At 39.5% G+C, this 20656-nt stretch carries 21 protein-coding genes and 2 tRNA genes; 17 read left to right on the forward strand and 6 right to left on the reverse strand.

What is annotated here, in order from left to right:
• Nucleotides 1-50 precede the first annotated feature (50 nt).
• The gene (locus tag AN391_RS15545) at nt 51-251 is read left to right on the forward strand and encodes a hypothetical protein (RefSeq protein ID WP_055016247.1); all 201 of its coding nucleotides are present in this window, start codon (nt 51-53) and stop codon (nt 249-251) included.
• 107 nt (nt 252-358) lie between these two features.
• Complete coding sequence (locus tag AN391_RS15550; RefSeq protein ID WP_152967907.1) at nt 359-1192, forward strand: hypothetical protein; 834 nt, start codon at nt 359-361, stop codon at nt 1190-1192.
• A gap of 42 nt (nt 1193-1234) precedes the next feature.
• Here AN391_RS15550 and AN391_RS15555 read toward each other — a convergent pair whose 3' ends face one another.
• Together AN391_RS15555 and AN391_RS15560 are read right to left on the reverse strand one after the other, a co-directional pair.
• Entirely contained in the window at nt 1235-2116 is an 882-nt protein-coding gene (locus AN391_RS15555) for a site-specific integrase (RefSeq protein ID WP_055016249.1), read from the reverse strand.
• Nucleotides 2109-2330: a hypothetical protein gene (locus AN391_RS15560; protein WP_055016250.1), complete on the reverse strand. Its 222-nt coding sequence runs from the start codon at nt 2328-2330 to the stop codon at nt 2109-2111. The genes AN391_RS15555 and AN391_RS15560 overlap by 8 nt, the downstream gene beginning before the upstream one ends.
• Before the next feature lie 627 nt (nt 2331-2957).
• Here AN391_RS15560 and AN391_RS15565 point away from each other — a divergent pair.
• From AN391_RS15565 to AN391_RS15570, 3 genes are all read left to right on the forward strand, one after another.
• On the forward strand, nt 2958-3182 hold the full coding sequence (locus tag AN391_RS15565) for a hypothetical protein (protein ID WP_055016251.1): 225 nt from the start codon (nt 2958-2960) through the stop codon (nt 3180-3182).
• Nucleotides 3183-3446: 264 nt separating this feature from the next.
• Nucleotides 3447-3605, forward strand: a complete 159-nt coding sequence (locus AN391_RS20560) for an HTH domain-containing protein (RefSeq protein ID WP_152967908.1) — start codon at nt 3447-3449, stop codon at nt 3603-3605.
• A 139-nt stretch (nt 3606-3744) separates the two neighbouring features.
• Entirely contained in the window at nt 3745-5106 is a 1362-nt protein-coding gene (locus AN391_RS15570) for a hypothetical protein (protein WP_055016252.1), read from the forward strand.
• Between the two features lie 120 nt (nt 5107-5226).
• On the opposite strand, the gene AN391_RS15575 is transcribed toward AN391_RS15570, so the two are convergent.
• The 4 genes from AN391_RS15575 to AN391_RS15590 form a co-directional block, all read right to left on the reverse strand.
• Nucleotides 5227-6606 (reverse strand): AAA family ATPase, encoded by a 1380-nt coding sequence (locus AN391_RS15575; RefSeq protein ID WP_055016253.1) that lies wholly within the window; start codon nt 6604-6606, stop codon nt 5227-5229.
• Nucleotide 6607: 1 nt separating this feature from the next.
• A complete protein-coding gene (locus tag AN391_RS15580; protein WP_055016254.1) occupies nt 6608-7609 on the reverse strand; it encodes a reverse transcriptase family protein in 1002 nt (333 codons plus the stop codon).
• Between the two features lie 556 nt (nt 7610-8165).
• Nucleotides 8166-8242 (reverse strand) — tRNA-Pro (locus AN391_RS15585).
• Between the two features lie 172 nt (nt 8243-8414).
• Complete coding sequence (locus AN391_RS15590) at nt 8415-9038, reverse strand: arylesterase (protein WP_055016255.1); 624 nt, start codon at nt 9036-9038, stop codon at nt 8415-8417.
• Here AN391_RS15590 and AN391_RS15595 point away from each other — a divergent pair, their 5' ends adjacent.
• The 12 genes from AN391_RS15595 (at nt 9039) to AN391_RS15650 (ending at nt 20648) form a co-directional block, all read left to right on the forward strand.
• On the forward strand, nt 9039-9752 hold the full coding sequence (locus AN391_RS15595) for an ABC transporter ATP-binding protein (RefSeq protein ID WP_055016256.1): 714 nt from the start codon (nt 9039-9041) through the stop codon (nt 9750-9752).
• A complete protein-coding gene (locus AN391_RS15600; RefSeq protein WP_055016257.1) occupies nt 9742-12243 on the forward strand; it encodes an ABC transporter permease in 2502 nt (833 codons plus the stop codon). The genes AN391_RS15595 and AN391_RS15600 overlap by 11 nt, the downstream gene beginning before the upstream one ends.
• 129 nt (nt 12244-12372) lie before the next feature.
• Complete coding sequence (gene ruvC, locus AN391_RS15605; RefSeq protein ID WP_004587270.1) at nt 12373-12897, forward strand: crossover junction endodeoxyribonuclease RuvC; 525 nt, start codon at nt 12373-12375, stop codon at nt 12895-12897.
• A 2-nt stretch (nt 12898-12899) separates the two neighbouring features.
• A complete protein-coding gene (gene ruvA, locus AN391_RS15610) occupies nt 12900-13517 on the forward strand; it encodes a Holliday junction branch migration protein RuvA (protein ID WP_055016258.1) in 618 nt (205 codons plus the stop codon).
• 7 nt (nt 13518-13524) lie between these two features.
• Complete coding sequence (gene ruvB, locus AN391_RS15615; RefSeq protein WP_055016259.1) at nt 13525-14532, forward strand: Holliday junction branch migration DNA helicase RuvB; 1008 nt, start codon at nt 13525-13527, stop codon at nt 14530-14532.
• A gap of 1058 nt (nt 14533-15590) precedes the next feature.
• Nucleotides 15591-16295, forward strand: a complete 705-nt coding sequence (gene tolQ, locus AN391_RS15620; protein WP_004587273.1) for a protein TolQ — start codon at nt 15591-15593, stop codon at nt 16293-16295.
• Complete coding sequence (gene tolR, locus AN391_RS15625; RefSeq protein ID WP_055016260.1) at nt 16282-16713, forward strand: protein TolR; 432 nt, start codon at nt 16282-16284, stop codon at nt 16711-16713. Before tolQ ends, tolR begins: the two co-directional genes overlap by 14 nt.
• 4 nt (nt 16714-16717) lie before the next feature.
• Nucleotides 16718-17644: a cell envelope integrity protein TolA gene (gene tolA, locus AN391_RS15630; protein ID WP_055016261.1), complete on the forward strand. Its 927-nt coding sequence runs from the start codon at nt 16718-16720 to the stop codon at nt 17642-17644.
• Nucleotides 17645-17653: 9 nt separating this feature from the next.
• Entirely contained in the window at nt 17654-19012 is a 1359-nt protein-coding gene (tolB, locus tag AN391_RS15635; protein ID WP_055016262.1) for a Tol-Pal system beta propeller repeat protein TolB, read from the forward strand.
• A gap of 35 nt (nt 19013-19047) precedes the next feature.
• Complete coding sequence (gene pal, locus AN391_RS15640) at nt 19048-19590, forward strand: peptidoglycan-associated lipoprotein Pal (RefSeq protein WP_004587277.1); 543 nt, start codon at nt 19048-19050, stop codon at nt 19588-19590.
• 13 nt (nt 19591-19603) lie between these two features.
• Nucleotides 19604-20353 (forward strand): tol-pal system protein YbgF, encoded by a 750-nt coding sequence (gene ybgF, locus AN391_RS15645; protein ID WP_055016263.1) that lies wholly within the window; start codon nt 19604-19606, stop codon nt 20351-20353.
• A gap of 219 nt (nt 20354-20572) precedes the next feature.
• Nucleotides 20573-20648 (forward strand) — tRNA-Lys (locus AN391_RS15650).
• The last annotated feature ends 8 nt before the right edge of the window (nt 20649-20656 follow it).

Raw genomic sequence — 20656 nt, forward strand, 5'->3', positions numbered from 1 at the left:
TTCAAATTTGCTAATTATGTGGTACATTTAATTGTTGTGAGGAGAGACACATGCTTGAAGCTTTAATATATAAATTTTTGCGTCTTAGGCGCACAAACGCACCTGTGAGAAGAAATGCCTCTGTAGGTTCGTATAACAGTATCAAAGTCGAAGGGCGAGGTACTATTTATGCTGATGCTGGGGAAGTTAGTACAGATATGAAACGTCAGAACCTGTTTGAAAGAGCAGAGAGGATCGTGAACTCTAATTAATGTTTTTGCTGCTAATCCTACCAATACTTGTAAGTGGGTTCATTTACATTCACAGTGACATAGAAAGTTATTACAAACTTCATCGTCAGGAAGGTCAGTATCTTTACTTGAATACTATAAAAGCAGGCTTATTCCTAACGCTTAGCTCTTTTTTTCTATGCATAGCACTTAACTTATTACCTCCACTTAAGCTTAATGGTTACAGTTTTGATGTTATCAAGTTTCTAGCAAACGAATTTAGTATTTTCATCGATAAAAAGCTTGTAGCTATTCAATTTAGTTGGATTCTATCTGTGTCGATTACTTCAATAATTACAGCCTATGTTTACCCCATTGTTAAGTTTAAAATTAAGGTATCCAAGATATATATAGAATTACTCAAAGATGATATGGGTTCTATTCTCACTAAACAGTCTAGGTTTAAAAATAAGTTTCAGAGTAGAATAAACCATCAGGGTTTATTTTTTGTACTAAAAAATTATTATCTTTATAGAGCAACTGACAAGTATCTTAAACGTCTTGTACAGAGGTTGTATGTAAAAGCTAGAGTACGCTACCAGACTAAAATTCTTGGAAAAATTTTAAAAGATAGCCCACTTGATAGGCTTTTGTTTGATGCATTTAATGAAAAAAAATTGTTAATGTTCACTTTGAAAAATAGGCAAGTGTATATTGGAAGAGTAAGTTCAACAGGAGAGCCAACTGAGAATAAAGGTGTGGACCAAGAGGTATGCCTTATACCTATCATGAGTGGTTATCGTGATGATAAAAGTTTATCTGTAGATTTGATAACTCACTACAATAAAATAGAAAAAAATATTTATCTTACTTTGAGGCAAGAAGAAATAATTTCAGCTACTGAATTTGACTTGGATGCCTATGAAAACTTTAAACATCATAAAAGCAAGAAAAAGGGACTTTCATTTAACTTAGAATGGTAGAACTCTTATACAAAGATAAACGCAAATTTCTACTAAGTTGCATTACCTCAGATATACTTCAGTTATCTCAGCTCTAAAATGTCCCATTTCCTGTGAAACGGTCTCCAAGGCCGTTTCGTACTTAAACCCTAAACACTTCAGTTCAACCATTCTTTCCTGCGCATAGCTATGCCTTAGGCCATGTGCACCAGTAGAAAAAAGTAATGCGCGGTTAGATGCTTTTGAAAAAGAGTCAGACCATTTTTTTCCGCCAGCAATATTATAACGCTGAGAATAGTTAATTTCCCTGTCTACAACTGTGATTGGTTTAGCTAAACGTTGTTGTTCGAGCTGAGAGGCAAGGGGATTGGGAATAAGCACATGACGAATCAATCCACCTTTGCCAACTACTGTGTAAAGTTCGCCATTTCTGCCTTGCCATTTTGAGTCTAGGGCAGGGCGTTTATCTGGAGCTCGTTCATTAGCTTTGGCAAGTGTTAGCAGCTCATGAGCTCGAAGGCCGGCCGCATAAGCGATTTGTGTTGCGAGTTGATTCCTTTCTGTTTGCCTATGTGAAATAGCTATAGCTTGTTCAGTAGTGTAAGCACGAGAGCGTTTTATCTCGTTTAAACATGACTTTACTCGGTAGAGTGTTTCTTTCAGTTGTAATTTACCGTTTAATTGCATCATAGCTTGTATCGCTTGGCGTTCCATATCCAGGGCTTTTTGGCCAACGAGCTCAGCTCTGTAATCAAGGTACATACGTGCCTGCTGAACAGTCATAGCCTGAATGCCATTAATGCCGATATCTTTAGACCAGTTGGCAACCGTTTTTAGCGACTGCAGATAGTTTCTGGCAGTACCTAAAGACTTTATGCGTTGCGCTTTAGTTAGTCCTTTAATGACATTTTTTGCTTGAGTTTCAGCTTTCGCAAATTTAGGCATTTTTATCGACCCACCTTTTAACAGTCGTCCATTCTACATTGACACCTCTCATCGCAAGCCAGCGTTGCAGTTCAGCTTTGCTTGCACCCGCTTCATAGAGTTTGCAAAGGTGAGTGCGGTATTTATCAAGTTTGGATGATTTACGTCGTTTACGGGTTCGTAGTTTTGTTTGTGCTTTTAATAAAGCGACTTCAGTATTTGCATTAAAAGTCATGATGTTCTCCTAGGTTGTAAGATTAACTGGCAACTAGGTTACTCAGCGACACTAAAGCCTATTCGCCCCTGTTTTTCGCGCATGCGAAAGGCTCGGACCGATCTCGCCTTAATTTATTTCCTCTTTACGTGAAAACGGCAGCAGAGAGCGCCGGTATAACGCCTTAAATGTGGCGTGAGACATGACTATTAAATTGAAAAGAGTGAGGGACCTCACTACGTGTTGTCGGCAGCTGAACAGCGCCGTTTTTTGTATGCCCATTGGGCTATTTCACTATTAGGTTAGCGTTAAAATTGTCTATGTGCAATCTGCAAATAAAAATCTGCGTGTAAGCTACGAAAAACCAAGCCCCCCGCTATGAAGCGAGCGATTTATCGCTTCGACATAGCGGGGGGCGTAGCCCCTTTTAAAAGAGGAGGATATTGCTCATGATGCCTCAATAAAAAGGGGTTGGTTTTATGAATATAGGCTTATGGCATATACTCTGTGCGGCTAATTTTGAAAGCTTTGGAGGTTAATATGGGCGCATTGATCGCTAGTAATATAATGATCATAAGCTTGGTTATATTTTTCGCAGTCTTATTTTATAAAAACAGACAAGTCTTAGTTAAAGGGAAGAGGAAATAAATGAATCATCATAGCTCTATGCGTAGTGAACCAGAAACGGTTGCTAGCAAAATTAGGCATATTTCAAATAGCAGACTAAGAAAGCTTGCAAGAGAGTTAACAGAATCTCCTGTAGAGAAATACATTGCATTGGCGTTCTTAGAAAAATTGATATGGGAGCATAAAGATAAAAATATTAAGTTAGCTGCATTAGAGCATTGGGTTAAATTGATTGGAGAGAAATAGTAAGTCAATGCTTAAGTATGGGAATTCTATGAGGTAAAGCAACTCTTTAAATACAGCTCTTGATAGTTCACGTTTCATCACTTATATTCATACATGCGCACATTTGCTGCGTTCCTGCGAAGGGAGTCACTTCGGTGACTGAAAACAGGCGCCTTTATGGCTGCCTTCAATACGTAAAGAGGAAAGACATGGCTGCATATGCAGCGTCGTGCATACGTGCATGAACAATGCCCTTCGCTCCATTAAACGTATTGGAGGACTGTCATGTCATCATCTCAAACTATCTCAGTTAAAGACTTAGCTGAGCTACTACAATTATCACCTCGCACAATCCACAACCGAATTAGTGCTCAATTTAAAGCAATAGAAGCTGGCGAAAATCCAGAAAGCTATCAAATACAGCGTTTAGCGCACCTTCAATAAAGTTAGGCAAATCTCGTTTGTTCATTCGGGAAACGGTTGAGCAATGGCTAGCTCGTTTTGAAGGGGTGAAGATGTAAGGAAGGCGAAAGGGGCAGCTTGACCGGCGATACCCCAACCGCACTTTGCATCTTCAAATTATATGCTTGCCTTAAAAGAAAGGCCACCTTTGTCGTGGCCAGAGTACGCTATTGCCTCGCCAAAGGACTTTTACGATTTAATAGACTTTCATTCACCAAAATATGTAAGAGCACTTTTCAGTAAAAACCACGAATCAGGCTACAGGACTTTTTTACTGGGAAATCGTAGATCGAAAAGCGTCACAGATTTAAAAACATTCAAGCGAAAAACAAGTCGGTATGTTCAAGGTGTATTGAATTGTAAAAGTGAAGCAGTAAATATTTACTTTAGTCCAAATGAGTTTTATGAATGGCCTAGAGTATCAAATTTAGCCCTTTTAAGAGCTAATTGGATAGACATAGATATCAAAAAGGTTATCTATGGAAAAAAAGTCAGAGAGGTTGAGAAAGTCTTAATTGGTGAGGTCATGCAAATTTTCAAAAGAGAGAAAATACCGCCATTTACAGGTTACGTTTTCTCTGGTTCTGGAGGGTTACATTTATACTGGGTATACGAGCCAGTAGATGCTTCACTAACGAATAAGGAGCTGTGGAAGAGCATAGCCCAAATTTATATTGATAGTTTAAATGGTATAAGTTCCCAATGGGAAGTTGATTCTACAGCATCAAAAAGACTTAATGGAAACCTACGAATACCAGGCTCTGTGCATGGAACGACAGGTTTGCAAGCAAGGTTTTTAGCTGGTGGCCCTAAATACGAATTCGAAGAGTTAATAAATTATCTAAACTTGGGGTCATTAAGAGATAAATTAAAAATAAAAGAAGAATCGACAGTAGTTAGGTTGCCATCTAAACCTAAAAGTAATGAAGCCAAACGACAAATTCAGAGGCGTTACGGGCACAACATCAAGGATTGGTGGCTAAAGTGTATAAACACCATCCAAATTCATTTTCGAAAGTTACGTAAGGTGCCTAAAGGCAAACGTGACAAAACCGCTTTCATCCTATTTGTTGCCTTTCAGCATTTAAATAAAGAGACTGCATTTGAAAAGCTAATAAAATTAAATGATGAACTTATTGGCTTCTCACTCGAAGAGTTAGAAGGTTTGACAAAAACCGCCAAAATAACGACTTATAACTACAGAAAAGAAACTTTAGCTGAGTACTTAGAAGAGTTGCTTGGTTACTGTCCAGAGTATTTAAGTACCAAGCCAAAAGTTAAGCTATCAAGTGATGAAATAAGGCAAAGGCAGAGTAAAGCTGCTAAATGTACGGCTGCTAAAAAGCGAAATAACTCTCAGGAAGTTGTGGCGAAAGCTATTAAAGAGCTAATAATAGAAACAGACAAAAAGCCTACTCAGAAGCAAGTTGCGGAAAGGGCAGGGTTAGGGTTACGAACTGTAAAGAGGTACTGGTGTATATAGAGCTTGTAAGTGAAAAAAATAAGTTTATATAAAAGCATTGCAAACAATGCATTATAAAAATTGTCTAAGTCTGAGCTAGAACACTCAATATATAGGCTTCCCAGAATGTATGTTTGTATTTTAAGTTGGATTAACAAAATCAATTAGATATTGTTTAAACTCATTTACGCCTTCTGGGTTTAGTTCTTGGAGTAGTGCATAGATTGCTTTTTTTGACATTAACTGCTCTCCAGCATGTATTTTAGTAAGCTTCCAAAAGAGATTTTTAGCTCGTTTTGTGGGAGTGCCTCCTTCGATAGAGCTTACTCTTGGTATCCTTTCATCATTGCTTTCGTATAGCTCATAAATAACTTTCTCAATATTAGAAAAAGGCAAAAACATTATATTGCTCTTATTTTTAATATAACGTTGGTCTTTTTGATCTCCATCTAGAACTGAAATCACATTCTCAGGTTCAGAAAGGAATTTATCGGCTACATTTCTTCCCATAAGGTCAACTACTTGGCTACCGCCTGCAACATAGACAATTTGGAGCTTATAAAATATATGCTGAGCATCACTTGATATTAAAAACTTCATATAGTCTTCTAAGCACTCATCCTCAGTAAGTATATATCTGTCAAACCCAATAAATCCGTACATTATAGTTTTTACGAAGTTGTAGGAACGTGGGGTTAGAGATACTAAATTATTACTTTTATAGGAAGTCTTCTCCATGTAGTAAAGCTCACCTTTTTCAAGGGTTTTCATTAACGCAAGAGAATGAGTCGTAAAAACAATATTAATCTTATATTGTTTACAGTAGTTGCGGAGAAGGCTAACGAGATTAACTTGAGCACTTGCATCTAGGGATATATCAATCTCATCAATGACAATAAGCTTTGTTCTTTGCTGCATTTGTTTATATAAGTTTATTACGAAGTACTCACCTGAACTAAAATAGTCTTCGCGGATGTAAAACCGTTCTTTTTCATCCTTAAGGATAAAGTAGTAAGTATTTTTTTTTATTATTGCTTGTTTAAGATTCTCGAACCGTTCGTCGCAATAAACTTTTGTTAAAAAATCAATTAGTTCATTAGGTCTAGTATAAGTACCTAATGAAATGCTTGCTCTTAATTCTTCGTCAATATCTGCCAAACGGCTAAAGTGGTTGAACCTTTCACCATGAGGTATAGGAAGTTCGACACTTATCATTGAGCGAATTTCATCAGGAATATGTTGGTTGCTATCTATTATTTTCAAAAATCGGTTATATATAAAGTCTATCTGGTCAAACCCTTCGATCTGATAACTTATTGAACTTTCAGTATTAAAAATATATGGAGCAGCTGTTTCTTGAAAAGTATTGTTTATTGCTAAATTTTTTATTGCTCGAATAAGGGTGGTCTTTCCTGTACCATTCTTACCAGTAATACAAGATAATTTATTTTCAGACAGGTCAAAATTGGCTTGCAGCTTAGCTAGATGCTGAACATTGTTGATAGTTATTTTTAATTTCAAGCTAGGTCACCGACTTTCTAATAAACATTTCAATTACGGTATTCCCATATTTCCTTCGAAGTTTTGCTATATATTTTTTATCCATAGCATTGAAGGCAATCAGCTTACCAGACAACATACTTATTGCTTTTTCCCTAACTGTTTTATCATCTGAGCCTTGCTTTATTTTATTAGTGAAGCCTAGAAAAAAATCTTCAAATTTCTTCTCGTCCGTTAAAAAGAAGTAAAGTAATGATTCAACTTGCTTTTTATCCGCACTTGGAATAGTTACGATTCCATTAGGTAAGATGTTGAAGCCTAATATTTTGAAATTATGACCAATTTTATGAATTTTGGTTTTCGCTTCGTTAATACTGAGGGCATTGTTCACGTTCTTTTTGAGAAACGTTTCGATTATTGCTTCTATCGTTGTTGTAAAGTCGATTGAGCTTCCTGAGATTATTAAATCATCAGAATATCTAGTGTATTTTAGATTATTTGACAGGCAATATTTTTCTAACTCGTTATCAAAATCGAATAAGCAAATATTGCTCAATAACGGTGATGTTGAAAAGCCAGCTGGGATATGATCATCAATAACTACTAAATCAGCAATAACGTCAATAAATGTATTAATGTCTTTGATTGGTACTGAGGACAATTGCTTTTTTAAAGAGTTGACTACATTAGATTTGCGTATGTTATTGAAAAAATCAGTTAAATCGGTTTGGAAAATATAAGTATGGCCTGAATGTTTTTCTACAGCATCCCGTGTACTAACCCCTTTTCTGTACGAATAAACAACATTTTTATTACAGTCAGCAAACTCTAGGATTGTCTTATTTATAAAACGGTGAACCAGCCTTAACTTCGGTGAAGGGACATATACTAACCGTTTTTTGAGAGCTATGGTTCCATATTCAGACTGCACATCCAAACTTAAAAAGTCTTCAAATGACATTTTCCCGTGGAATGTCGAATTAAATATATCTTTTAAGTTACGGTTAATATTATTTTCGTTCAACGAATCATGTCCTCTTTTTCTTGGCTCTTACTACTAACCTAAACTATTAATCTTAAGTGGTTGCCAGATAGCAATAATATAGGGAATTGTATGAAAACTAAACCTTTAAACTTAAAGATAATTCTTAGGAAAGTTTGTTATAGGACTAAAATGGAAAAGGGAAGTTTGTGATGTGTTATGTTCAAAAAACTTAGCTGTTACTATTCCGTGTGGACTGAAATATCAGTACCAACACGGATGTAACATGACTCATAGCCTGTAGTGACCTTGCATAATGACTGGAGATACTCCTAGTCGCATGGTATGAACTAATGATATGTTGCTTTGGGGGATATTGCAAGTGGGTTGAAGTACTTCAGTAGTGGAAGATAAGGTGCCATTAGCTGTCTTCCTATATATCCCCCCCAATCAACACCTAGTCTAACTTAAAAATGAGAAAATAAATTCAGTTAAGTATGGTGCGATAAATGTGCGATATAAATAAAAGAATGTAGAGTTAAGGTGCGATAAAGTAAATAGGAAAGTTAAGTAACTTATTGAATAGAGTGTAGAAAAATGGTCGGTATGGCAGGATTTGAACCTGCGACCCCTGACACCCCATGACAGTGCGCTACCAAGCTGCGCTACATACCGACGTTGTTTGCAATAGTACGTATATTTTCTTAAAAATCAATAAGTGATTGTTTGTTTGCGCGTTTATTGCGCAAATAAGCTAAAAAACTATATTTAAAAGCGCAACTTCATAGGCTTTGTCTTGGCAAAACAGCAAGCTGCCGCAAATCCAACCAGCAAAGAACAATATGTCCTAATCTTTATTTAGCCATTGATTGATCGAGTCGTACATTTCATCACGTATCAGCGGTTGAGCTTCTTTATTTGGATGTAATTGATCTCTTTGCATTAAGTTTGGCTTATCTGCCACATTAAGCATAAAAAAGTTAAGTAAATGAGCATTTGTTTTTTCACTTACTTGTGTAAAACTGTCTGTGAACATTTTACTGTAACGCGGCCCGTAATTAGGGGGAATGTAAATTTCCATTAGCGCGACCATGGCATTTTCAGCTTGGCTTTTTTCGATCAAATCCGTTAAGTTGGCCTGCATTTTTGTTACCGGAAAACCACGCAAACCATCATTAGCACCTAGCTCAATAAGCACATGGCTTGGTTGGTATTTCGCGAGTAAGGCATCTAGCCTGCGTAAAGCGCCGCCGGTTGTTTCGCCACTAATACTGGCATTAATTAGCTCTATATTACGCTGCTCTGCATCGTATTTATCTTGTAACAATTTAACCCAGCCTTGCTCTTGTTTAAGTCCATAGGCTGCACTTAAACTGTCTCCAAGTATTAAAATCGTGTTGTCGGCCGCCGCACTAAGTGGTTTGATAACTAAAAATAAAACGAATACAAAACGTAGGATTGAATGAGTCATATGTCAGCGCTTTCTCAATTAAATATTATTCAAGTAAATGGTTTGTCTAAAGTAGTTTCTACCTTCGAAGGTGAGTTGCCCATCCTCAGCGACATCAGCTTTAATGTCAAGCATGGTGAGTCAGTTGCTATTGTGGGCACATCGGGCTCAGGAAAATCCACGTTATTAAGTTTATTAGCGGGCCTAGATACAGCCAGCAGTGGTGAAATCATCCTTGATGGCGAGCCACTTCATACATTAGATGAAGAGCAACGCGCGGCATTGCGAGCTGAAAAAGTCGGCTTTGTATTTCAATCTTTTATGTTGGTACAAAGCTTAACGGCCCTTGAAAACGTCATGCTGCCAGCAGAGCTTGCTGGCGAAAGTGATGCGAAAGAGCAAGCCCTTGCTTTGTTAGAAAAAGTAGGGCTAAGCCACCGTATTGACCATTACCCATCGCAACTCTCGGGTGGTGAGCAACAACGTGTGGCTATTGCCCGGGCTTTTATTGGCACACCTAAAATTTTATTTGCCGACGAGCCTTCTGCAAATTTAGACAGTAAAAACGGCAAAATGGTGGAGTCGTTATTGTTTGATTTAAACCAGCAGCACGGCACAACGTTAATTTTAGTAACTCACGATGAAGCACTCGCGCAAAAGTGCCAGCATATTGTGCAAATTGAAGCGGGGCAGTTAGTTAAAAACTCAAAAGAGGACGTAGCGAATGTGGGCTAAGTTAGCACTTAAATTATTTGCCCGTGAATTTCGCCGGGGCGAGCTCACGGTTATTAGTGCCGCGATTGCGCTTGCAGTACTAACAGTGTTCACGCTGTCTATGGTGACAGAGCGAATAGCACAAAGCATAGCACAAAAAAGTAGTGCGTTTATTGCGGCTGATAGAGTGCTGGCCAGTGCTCACAAATTAGATACGGCGTTTATTAATAAAGCCAAACAAGAAAACTTACAAACTGCGCAAATGGTCTACTTTGATACCATGTTATTTGCCAACGACGAGATGCAGTTTACCTCGGTAAAAGCGGCATCAAACGAATACCCGTTAAAAGGCGAATTAAAAGTTAAATCATCGTTGCTTGGCGAAACGCAAGTAGCCCAGGGCGGACCAAAGCCTGGTAATGTGTGGCTAAGTGAATCGGTTTTTTACAGCTTAAATATTGATATTGGTAGCCAAGTAGAGCTAGGTGCTGCCGTATTCAATGTAGAAAAAGTGGTAGTTGAAGAGCCTGATGCCCCGTTTAATGTATTTTCGAGTAGTCGCAGAGTACTCATAAATATTGCTGATGTTGCAAAAACAGAAGTGATACAACCTGGCAGCCGAGTGAACTACCGCCAATTGTATGCAGGCGATGAGTCAGACATAACGCGGTTTTATGAATGGTTAAAGCCGCAAATGGCTGAAAATCAACGCTGGTACGGCGTAAAAGATAGGCAATCGCCTATATCAAATAGCTTAAACCGAGCAGAAAGTTTTTTATTACTAGCTGGCTTACTGGGCATTATTTTAGCCACAGTTGCCATTGCTGTGTCGGCAAAGCGTTATTGTGAGCGCCAATACGACCCCGTAGCTATGATGAAAACCCTTGGCGGAAGCCGCGCATTAATTCGTAAAATTTACTTTATGCATTTACTCATGGTTTGCACTATGGCGGTTATTATTGGCTTAGCCATAGGTTACGGTTTACAAGAAATTGCCACCGGGTATTTAGCAAAAAGCATGGATATGAGTTTACCTGCAGCGGGTTTTAAACCTTGGCTGGTGGCTATTAGCACAGGTGTTATATGTGCAGTTATGTTTTCTATTAAGCCACTGCTTGATTTATTTGATATTCCACCGCTTAGAGTATTGCGCCGTAATTTAGGCGACAGACTAGCCGTAAGCCGTGTGCACTTAGGTTTAAGTGCCCTTACGGTGTTTTTATTAATGTGGTTATTTAGTAACAACATTAAAATAACGCTTATTTTGTTTGTTTCTACACTGGCTTTGATTGCGGTGTTGTTTGTTATTTCAAAATTAATTTTTGGTGGTGGCCGTAAATTAGGCTTAAAACCAGGTAATAGCTGGTCGTTAGCTATTGCCTCTATTCAAAAGCGTGCCAACGTAAATGCAGTCCAGCTTATTAGCTTTTCGTTGGCGATAAAATTGCTGTTGTTTTTGATTGTACTTAAAAATGACATGATCTCAGATTGGCAATCACAACTGCCAGCCGATGCTCCTAATGCATTTTTAGTAAATATTACGCAAAACGAACTTGAGCCTGTAAACAATTACCTAGCAGAAAACGATATTTTAGTATCTGATTTTTACCCAACCATTCGTGGGCGCGTAAATGCGGTAAATGGCGAGCTTGTTGCGCGTAAAGTGTCGTTGCAAGATAACGAGAAAAAAGATGAAGAAGCGCGTTCAGGCATCGGTCGTGAGCTTAACTTAACGTGGCTTGAAAACGTGCCAGCCCAAAACGAAATTGTGCAAGGACAGTGGTTTGGCGAAGGCGCGGTGGGTGAAGCATCGGTTGAGGAATCAATGCTGGAGCGTTTAGATGTAGAAATAGGCGACACGTTAACATTTCTAATTGGTGCGCAATCATTTGACGCTAAAATAACTAGCGTACGTAAAGTAAACTGGGCTACGCTAAAACCTAACTTTTTTATTATTTTAAGCCCCGACGTGCTAAAAGATTTTCCGGCAACGTATATATCATCCGTGCGTATAGAGCCTGAGCAAAAGAAAGCGTTTAGCCAGTTACTACGCACGTATCCAACCATTACCGCTATTGATGTAGATAACTTTGTAAAGCAAATTCAATCAACCATTGAGCAGGTGTCGTTAGCGATTGGCTTTGTGCTTGCTATTGTGGTGTTGTGTGGTGCATTAGTGCTTATATCGCAGGTGCAAGCGAGCCTAGGTGAGCGAATGCAAGAAATAGTAATACTGCGAACTTTAGGCGCCAAAGGGCGATTAATAAAAAATGCGACCCTTTATGAGTTTTTGCTATTAGGTGGTTTAGCTGGGTTTGTAGCCGCATTATTTAGTGATGTAGCTTTGCTAATTGTTCAGCAGCAAATGTTTGACTTAGCTGGTAAGCTGCACCCGGCAATTTGGCTAATAGGGCCGGTATCGGGCGGGGTGTTTGTGGCGGCGCTTGGCTACTTAATGATTGCCCATAAGCTTAAACAAAATACCCAAGGCTTAGTACGTGCTTTAGCCTAAGCTATACTTTTTAATGCTAAACGCCCGCACTAAGTTGCGGGCGTTTTTGTTTTTACTCGCCACTGGTAATTTATACAGTGCTCTGGCATTATTACCGTTATTGAAAAATAACAATAATGAGTGTGCTGTTTGGCCATTATTTTAGGGATAGACCCAGGTTCACGTTTAACGGGTTATGGTGTAGTTGCTCACCAAGGTGCTAAATTTACCTATTTAGGCAGTGGGTGTATAAAATTAGCTGAGCACGAGTTTCCCATACGATTAAAAATGATCTACCAAGGGATCACACAAATAATAGAGCAGTTCTCGCCCGAAACCTTTGCCATAGAAAAAGTATTTATGGCGCACAACCCGGATGCCGCGCTAAAGCTAGGCCAAGCCCGAGGAGCCGCTATCGTGGGCGCCTCTATGGCCGACTTACCCGTATTTGAATACTCAGCACGGCAAATTAAACAAGCCGTGGTAGGAAATGGCGGCGCCGATAAGTCGCAAGTACAACACATGGTAAAAAATATTTTAAAATTACCTGGTACACCGCAAGCCGATGCGGCCGATGCGCTTGCCATTGCAATTTGCCATGCTCACTCAGAACAAAATTTAATTAAACTAGCGGGTAGTGCAAGTAAAACCGTTAGAGGACGTTTAAGGAAATAAATATGATTGGCCGTTTAAATGGCATTTTAGTTGAAAAGCAGCCGCCCGAAATTTTATTAGAAGTAAGCGGCGTAGGCTACGAAGTACAAATGCCCATGACCTGTTTTTACGACTTACCCAATGTTGGCGAAAACGCCATCGTGTACACGCATTTTGTAGTACGCGAAGACGCACAACTATTATTTGGCTTTAATAATAAAACCGAGCGCGCGCTGTTTAGAGAATTACTAAAGGCAAATGGCGTGGGGCCTAAACTAGGCTTAGCGATTTTGTCGGGCATGTCGGCGCAACAGTTTGTAAGTTGCGTAAACAACGAAGACGCCACAACCTTGGTTAAATTACCGGGTGTGGGTAAAAAAACCGCTGAGCGTTTAGTGCTTGAAATGAAAGACCGCTTAAAAGATTGGGGTAATGATTTATTTACGCCATTTAGCGATAATGCCGTAATAGAGCCCGCTTGCGATGCAACTATTGCCAATAATGCCGCAGACGATGCCGTATCGGCACTTGTTGCGTTAGGTTATAAATTGCCACAGGCGCAAAAAGCAGTAAAATCGGTAAGCAAACCCGATATGTCTACTGAGGTTCTTATTAAAGAATCTTTAAAATCAATGTTGTGAGTAACCCATGATTGAAGCTGATCGTTTAATTGACGCGAGCGAAAAAACCAACGAAGACACCATAGACCGCGCAATAAGGCCCAAGCTTTTAGCCGACTACAAAGGTCAGCCGCATGTTAAGCAGCAAATGGAAATATTTATAGAGGCTGCCCGTAGCCGTGGTGAAGCCCTTGATCATCTATTAATATTTGGCCCGCCAGGCTTAGGTAAAACCACGCTTGCTAATATTGTCGCCAACGAGCTTAATGTAAGTATTAAAACCACCTCAGGGCCAGTGCTCGAAAAAGCCGGCGACCTTGCTGCACTGCTTACCAACCTTGAAGAGGGCGATGTACTGTTTATTGATGAAATACACAGACTCAGCCCGCAAGTTGAAGAAATCCTTTACCCGGCGATGGAAGATTATCAACTCGACATTATGATTGGTGAAGGCCCAGCAGCACGCTCTATTAAATTAGACTTACCGCCGTTTACGCTTATTGGCGCAACCACACGTGCAGGTTCTCTTACCTCACCACTAAGAGACCGTTTTGGCATAGTGCAGCGCTTAGAGTTTTATTCTATTGCTGATTTATCATATATAGTGGGGCGCTCAGCGCATTATCTAGATTTACAAATGTGCGATGATGGAGCCACCGAAATTGCAAAGCGTTCGCGAGGCACACCGCGCATAGCTAACCGCCTATTACGCCGTGTACGCGATTACACGCAAGTAAAATCTGATGGCACTGTGAATGCCTCGGTTGCCGAGCAGGCATTAGATATGATTGACGTAGATAAAAGCGGGTTTGATTACATGGACCGTAAATACTTACTTGCCATTATCGAAAAATTTATGGGCGGACCTGTAGGGCTAGATAATTTAGCCGCCGCCATCGGCGAAGAAAAAGAAACCATTGAAGATGTAATTGAGCCGTTTTTAATTCAACAAGGCTTTATACAGCGCACACCGCGCGGGCGAATTGTGTCAGACAATGCGTACCATCACTTTGGTTTACTTCCTAAACAAGATTAACCTCATTTAGCCCGTTACAATCAATGTAGCGGGTTGCACCTACCCTTAATTGTAAAATTTTTTTAATAGTTAATCAGCTTTCATCCACTTTGTTGCAAATGTAACCAATAAATTAAATTCATTTTGTAATTCACTTAACGTTAAGACTGGCGTGGCTATGCTGCGTACCATTGAATTTATCACTGCACTTATTTGCTACTTTTTGAGAGCTTAAAAGTGTGGTTATTTAAATTAAGTACATTGTATTTTTATAAAGAGACTTACTGACATCTTAAAATAGGCTGATATAAGTTTTTTAGCGAAAACACGGCTTTTAGAAATGTGCTTTTATTGAGTATTCAGGTTAAGTAAGAAGCGCGAAAGTTTAGGCAAAAAAAAGCCCGCATATAATGCGGGCAAACAACAAGTTGAAGGAAGTAATCCAGGGAACTACGTTTTACTTAATTAGGTTTTATCCAAAAAGAGTAAAACAATGTAATACGATTAAAAATCCTATTACTAAGAACTTGGCTTAATGAAAAATCTTTCATTCAGTGCGTAAGCTCGGTATGGGAGAATAATACGGAATATGTGCTTTTTGTTCAAACTAGAAAATTTAAAACTTCAGATAAAAAAAACTAATCTGATGAATTTTTTAGTTGTTCGAAACTTGTGCGTTAATTATTCGTTAACTTTATAAGTTGCTGAAAATTAATAAATAACTGGTGTGAGTTGTATTGTTACACTATTAGTTAAATTAGTACATGCACAATGACATGAATAGCTTTTGCGTGCTTATGCACTTTTTATGAATAAACGCAGCATTTTATCAAGTTTTCTGCGTATATTTACGCACTTTTATTGTATTTAGTTGTACTTTACTTAGCGTGGCAGTCGCGTTTTAGAAACAAACAAGTGATTAACCGTATGTTTAACGTTTTTTGTTGCCAATTCATAGCAATACCGTTGTCAGTAAACTCTTGACTCGATACACTAGATGCAACTTATGGCCGTTACAATGGTCTTATTTACATAAAATAACCAAATTGACGTTTTTTGAAATTATTTAGGAGTTTAACGTGGGATCAGGGCTTAACTTTTTAGATCTAATTCTAGAAGCCAGTTTGCTTGTGCAGTTAGTTATGCTAGCGCTTGTAGCAATGTCTGTAATGTCATGGGCAATTATTTTTCAGCGCAAAAAAGCAATTAGCGATGCCTTGTCTGATGCAAAAAAATTCGAACAAAAATTTTGGTCAGGTATCGACTTAAGCAAATTATACAACGAAATTTCATCACGCAGTGGCCAATCTCATGGTATTGAAGCGTTATTTACATCAGGCTTTAAAGAATTTGCACGCCATAAAAAGAACACATTTCAAAGCGCAGGTATTGTTATGGAAGGTACGCACCGTTCAATGCGTGTGGCTCTGTCACGTGAAATTGAAAAACTAGAATCGAGCTTATCGTTTTTAGCGACAGTAGGTTCAATTAGCCCATATATCGGCTTATTCGGTACGGTGTGGGGTATTATGAATGCCTTTATTGCACTAGGTGAAGTTAAACAAGCAACTTTACAAATGGTAGCGCCAGGTATTGCTGAGGCACTTATTGCAACAGCAATGGGTTTATTTGCGGCTATTCCGGCTGTTATTGCGTATAACCGCTTTGCTAATAAAGTTGAAAAACTAGAATCACATTACATCAACTTTATGGAAGAATTTGCCAATATTTTACACCGTCAAGCAGCTACCCAAATAGAGGCTAAAGCGAATGTATCAGCGTAAGAAGCGCCGTCCGGTCGCAGAAATTAATGTAGTACCTTACATTGATGTAATGTTGGTATTACTAATTATATTTATGGCAACAGCACCGCTTATTACTCACGGTGTAAAAGTTGATTTACCAAAAATGGAAGAGTCGGATTTAGTTGACACTAAAGACACGCCACCCATTATTGCCTCAATTGACTCTGCAGGTAAGTACTATGTAAGCATAGGAACTGATCCAGAGGAGCCAATGGAAGCACTTGATGTGGCAGCGGTTATTAAGCTTCAGTTAATGAAAAACCCTGATGTACCAGTAATGATTAAAGGCTCTGGTAAGGTTTCGTACCAAGAAGTATTGTTATTAATGGACTTTTTAAAGAATGCTGGCGTACCATCTGTGGGTTTAATGACAGAATCCTTTGAGGGGAAACAGTAGTAACATGAATAGTTCTATAATCAAGTCAGTGCTTTTACATTTAGGTTTGGGGGGCTTTTTGTGGGCGACTGCGAATATACACCCTCCAGCACCTAAAGTAATGGAAGTGACGCTTAATTCGGCTATTCCTGAGCCTGATAATGCAGTGTCTGCGGTCACTGTAGATCAAAAGCAAGTTGAGCAAAAAATTGCCGAGTTGCAAAAAAAAGAAGACGCTAAAAAACGTGCTGAAGATAAGCGCATTCGCGACTTAGAGCGCAGAGCCGCCAATGCACGTAAACAACGTGAAGCCGAAGCCCGTAATATTAAAAAGCTAGAGCAACAGCGTAAAGCAAAAGAGAAAGAAAAAGCACAAGCTGAGGCGGAAGCTAAAAAAGCGCGTGAAATTGAACAAAAAGAACGTGCTAAGGCAAAACAAGCCGAAAAGCAAAAGCAAGAGGCTGAAAATGCAGCCAAAGCGGCTGCAGATAAACGTAAAGCAGAAGAAGAGGCACTGAAAAAAGCCGAAGCAGAGCGTAAAAAACGTGAAGCAGAAGCCAAAGCGCGTGCCAAAGAAGCCGAACGCAAACGTCAGCAAGCGCTGCAAGAGCAAATGTTACAAGAACAACTTGCTAAAGAGCAGGCTGCACGTAGTAAAATACGCCAACAGCAAGTAGTAAGCGAAGTTGATAAGTATAGAGCCTTAATTATGGCGCGTATTCAGCAAAACTTACTGATTGATGAAAAAATGAAAAACCAACAGTGCCGAGTAAATATTCGTCTTGGGTTTAATGGTTTAGTCACGCAGGTTAAATCGTTAGGGGGTGATAAGTTAGTGTGTGAAGCAGCACTTAGAGCTGTGCGCATGGCCGACACATTACCTGTATCTAAAGACAAAGACGTGTTCGAGCAACTTAAGAATATTAATTTAACAATCAAGCCAGAATTTTAAAGGAATGATATGTTCAGCAAAATTAAAATAGCCTTTGTAGTTATATTATTAGGGTTTCAGGGTGTGGCAAATGCGGCACTTGAAATTGTAATAACTGAAGGTGTAGACGGTGCACGTCCTATTGCCATAGTGCCTTTTAAATACAATGGTGTTGGCCCAATTCCGCAAAAATTGAGCGATGTTATTGCTGCCGATTTAATGCGCAGTGGTAAGTTTAAACCGGTAGATGTAGCACAAATGCCGCAACTTCCTAATAAAGATGGCGATATAGACTACGCAGCTTGGGTAAACCAAGGTGTAGAAGCGGTTGTCGTTGGCGAAGTTGATCAGCAAACTGATGGGCGTTACCTAGTACGCTACGAATTGGTAGATGTGATACGTGGGCAAATTACCGGCGGCCAAACGCAAATGATGAGCAACGGTAAACTTGTAAAAAGCCAAGACCACATTTTAGAAGCACGTGAAAGCGTAATTGGTGAAAGTGGCTTTCGCCGTTATTCACACCGCATAAGCGATGTAGTCTACGAAAAGCTAACCGGTGAAAAAGGCGCGTTTTTAACTAAAATTGCGTATGTAATTGTACGCGAAGATCAACCAAAACCTTACCAGTTAGTGGTTGCCGACTATGATGGCTTTAACGAGCAGGTGTTATTGCGCTCAAAAGAGCCGTTGATGTCGCCAGCATGGTCGCCTGATGGCACTAAGCTTGCGTATGTAACATTTGAAAACCGCCAAAGCCAAATTTATATTCAAGATCTCTACTCAGGTAAGCGTGAACTGATTACAAGCTACCGTGGTATTAACGGTGCACCGCAGTTTTCACCAGATGGCAAAAAAATGTTATTGGTGCTTTCTAAAGACAAAACAGGTGCAACCGAAGTGTATGTTTTAGATTTAGCAACCCGTAAAGAAACACGCCTTACACGCCACCGTAGTATAGATACTGAACCATCTTGGTACCCAAATGGCCAGGATATTGTGTTTACATCTGAAAGGGGTGGTAATGCCCAGATTTATAAGTTAAATTTAAGAACTGGTAGGTCACAACGATTGACCTTCGACGGCGATATGAACCTAGCGGGTTCTATAACGCCAGACAGTAAAGAATTAGTGATGGTTAACCGTACCAACGGGCAGTACCATCTTGCTAAGAAAGAGCTGGCTACAGGTGCGTTTCAAGTATTAACACGAACTCGCCTTGATGAATCTCCGAGCATAGCGCCAAACGGTTCGATGATCATTTATAGCACGCTTCATAATAATAAACAGGTACTCGCGCTGGTATCGATGGACGGTCGCTTTAAAGCACGTTTACCCGTGCTAGACGGACAAGTAAAGGCACCAGCTTGGTCGCCATATTTACAGTAATATTTGCTGGTTTACTCAAAATAGGAATCTACTCAATGCAACTTAACAAAGTACTTAAAGGCCTGCTAATCGCTGTGCCAGTAATGACATTAGCCGCTTGTAGCTCATCTTCAGATATTGATGAAGGCGCAGCTAACCAATCAAATCAAAGTGCAGTTGAGCAATCAACAAACACGGATACAGTTGAAGTAGCAACAATTTCACCTGAACAACAAGCAGAAGAGCAACTTCGTCAAAAATATGAAGCGCTTCGTCAAGAGCAAATCATTTACTTTGACTTCGACAAAGCAACTGTTGAGAACAAGTACGCAGAATTACTTCGCGCACATGCTGAGTTTTTAGTTCAAAACCCTTCAGTAAAAGTATTAATTGAAGGTCACGCTGATGAGCGCGGTACGCCTGAGTACAACATTGCACTAGGTGAGCATCGTGGCCAAGCTGTAGAAAAATACCTACAAAGCTTAGGTGTTTCTGCTAGCCAAATGTCAGTAGTTAGCTACGGTGAAGAGAAACCAATGGTTAAATCTCGCACTGAGTCAGCTTTCGCTAAAAACCGCCGTGCGGTACTAGTTTACTAAGATAAGAGATATTATGAAGCCGAAAATTATTTTGGCAGCCATGATATTGAGCGGGAGCACCCAAGTTTTGGCTGCTCCCGCTCCTGTTTCAGAAGCTGCAAGTTCACAGTCGAGCATAGAGAAGCGTTTAGCATCACTAGAAAACATGATGCAGTCGCGAAACTTATTACAAGTTGAATTACAGCAACAACTTAACCTGCTTCAAGATGAAGTAAGCCAAATTCGCGGTGTTACTGAAGAGCAAAGCTATAAGCTTGAAAAGGTACTTCAGCGCCAGCGAGAGCTTTATCAAGAAATAGAAAACCGCGTAAGCCAAGCGTATACACAACCTGCTGCTACGCCTGCAACCGATTACACGCAATCGAGCGGTGCACAAACCTATAGCAGTGACTTATCTGAAAACGAGGCGTATGAGCGTGCAGTAGCGCTAATAATGAAAGATAAACGCTACGACCAAGCTATTCCTGAGTTTCAAACATTTTTAACAACCTATCCTAATTCTGTGTATGCCTCTAATGCACATTATTGGCTTGGGCAGTTGCTAACCATTAAAGATGATGGTGTAAAAGCAAGTGAGCATTTTAAAGTGGTGGTAAATGAGTTTCCTAACTCAAACAAACGACCAGATGCCATGTTAAAATTAGGCACGCTTTTACAAGAGCAAGGCCTAAATCAAGAGGCACAAAAAATATTGGGTGATCTAATTAACCAATATCCGAGTACAACTGCTGCAAAACTTGCAACCGAGCGTTTAGCTAATTAGGGCGCATTTAAGCGGTGTATTTAAAGCTCAAACTACATAGAAATACTCGGCGAATCTTGTATTTGCATGTAGTTTGAGCACAAACGCTTTAATTTTGCTCACCTAGGCATAAAAACTGAAAAAAAGAGACATTTTCGGTTGCACTCATTTTATAAATAAGTATTATAAGCGCCCGCAGCAAACGAATGGTTACCCCACTCAAAATGCGGCAAAAAGAGCGGGTCATTAGCTCAGTTGGTAGAGCAGTGGACTTTTAATCCATTGGTCGATGGTTCAAGTCCATCATGACCCACCATTCTTTAT

It is taken from the genome of Pseudoalteromonas sp. P1-13-1a (assembly GCF_001401875.1).
Taxonomy (GTDB): Bacteria; Pseudomonadota; Gammaproteobacteria; order Enterobacterales; family Alteromonadaceae; genus Pseudoalteromonas.

Excerpts from the sequence above, each read along its gene's own strand:
- AN391_RS15545 (WP_055016247.1), top strand. The coding sequence starts at position 51 with ATGCTTGAAGCTTTAATATATAAATTTTTGCGTCTTAGGCGCACAAAC.
- AN391_RS15555 (WP_055016249.1), bottom strand. The coding sequence starts at position 2,116 with ATGCCTAAATTTGCGAAAGCTGAAACTCAAGCAAAAAATGTCATTAAA.
- AN391_RS15560 (WP_055016250.1), bottom strand. The coding sequence starts at position 2,330 with ATGACTTTTAATGCAAATACTGAAGTCGCTTTATTAAAAGCACAAACA.
- AN391_RS15565 (WP_055016251.1), top strand. The coding sequence starts at position 2,958 with ATGAATCATCATAGCTCTATGCGTAGTGAACCAGAAACGGTTGCTAGC.
- AN391_RS20560 (WP_152967908.1), top strand. The coding sequence starts at position 3,447 with ATGTCATCATCTCAAACTATCTCAGTTAAAGACTTAGCTGAGCTACTA.
- AN391_RS15570 (WP_055016252.1), top strand. The coding sequence starts at position 3,745 with ATGCTTGCCTTAAAAGAAAGGCCACCTTTGTCGTGGCCAGAGTACGCT.
- AN391_RS15590 (WP_055016255.1), bottom strand. The coding sequence starts at position 9,038 with ATGACTCATTCAATCCTACGTTTTGTATTCGTTTTATTTTTAGTTATC.
- AN391_RS15595 (WP_055016256.1), top strand. The coding sequence starts at position 9,039 with ATGTCAGCGCTTTCTCAATTAAATATTATTCAAGTAAATGGTTTGTCT.
- AN391_RS15600 (WP_055016257.1), top strand. The coding sequence starts at position 9,742 with ATGTGGGCTAAGTTAGCACTTAAATTATTTGCCCGTGAATTTCGCCGG.
- ruvA (WP_055016258.1), top strand. The coding sequence starts at position 12,900 with ATGATTGGCCGTTTAAATGGCATTTTAGTTGAAAAGCAGCCGCCCGAA.
- ruvB (WP_055016259.1), top strand. The coding sequence starts at position 13,525 with ATGATTGAAGCTGATCGTTTAATTGACGCGAGCGAAAAAACCAACGAA.
- tolR (WP_055016260.1), top strand. The coding sequence starts at position 16,282 with ATGTATCAGCGTAAGAAGCGCCGTCCGGTCGCAGAAATTAATGTAGTA.
- tolA (WP_055016261.1), top strand. The coding sequence starts at position 16,718 with ATGAATAGTTCTATAATCAAGTCAGTGCTTTTACATTTAGGTTTGGGG.
- tolB (WP_055016262.1), top strand. The coding sequence starts at position 17,654 with ATGTTCAGCAAAATTAAAATAGCCTTTGTAGTTATATTATTAGGGTTT.
- pal (WP_004587277.1), top strand. The coding sequence starts at position 19,048 with ATGCAACTTAACAAAGTACTTAAAGGCCTGCTAATCGCTGTGCCAGTA.
- ybgF (WP_055016263.1), top strand. The coding sequence starts at position 19,604 with ATGAAGCCGAAAATTATTTTGGCAGCCATGATATTGAGCGGGAGCACC.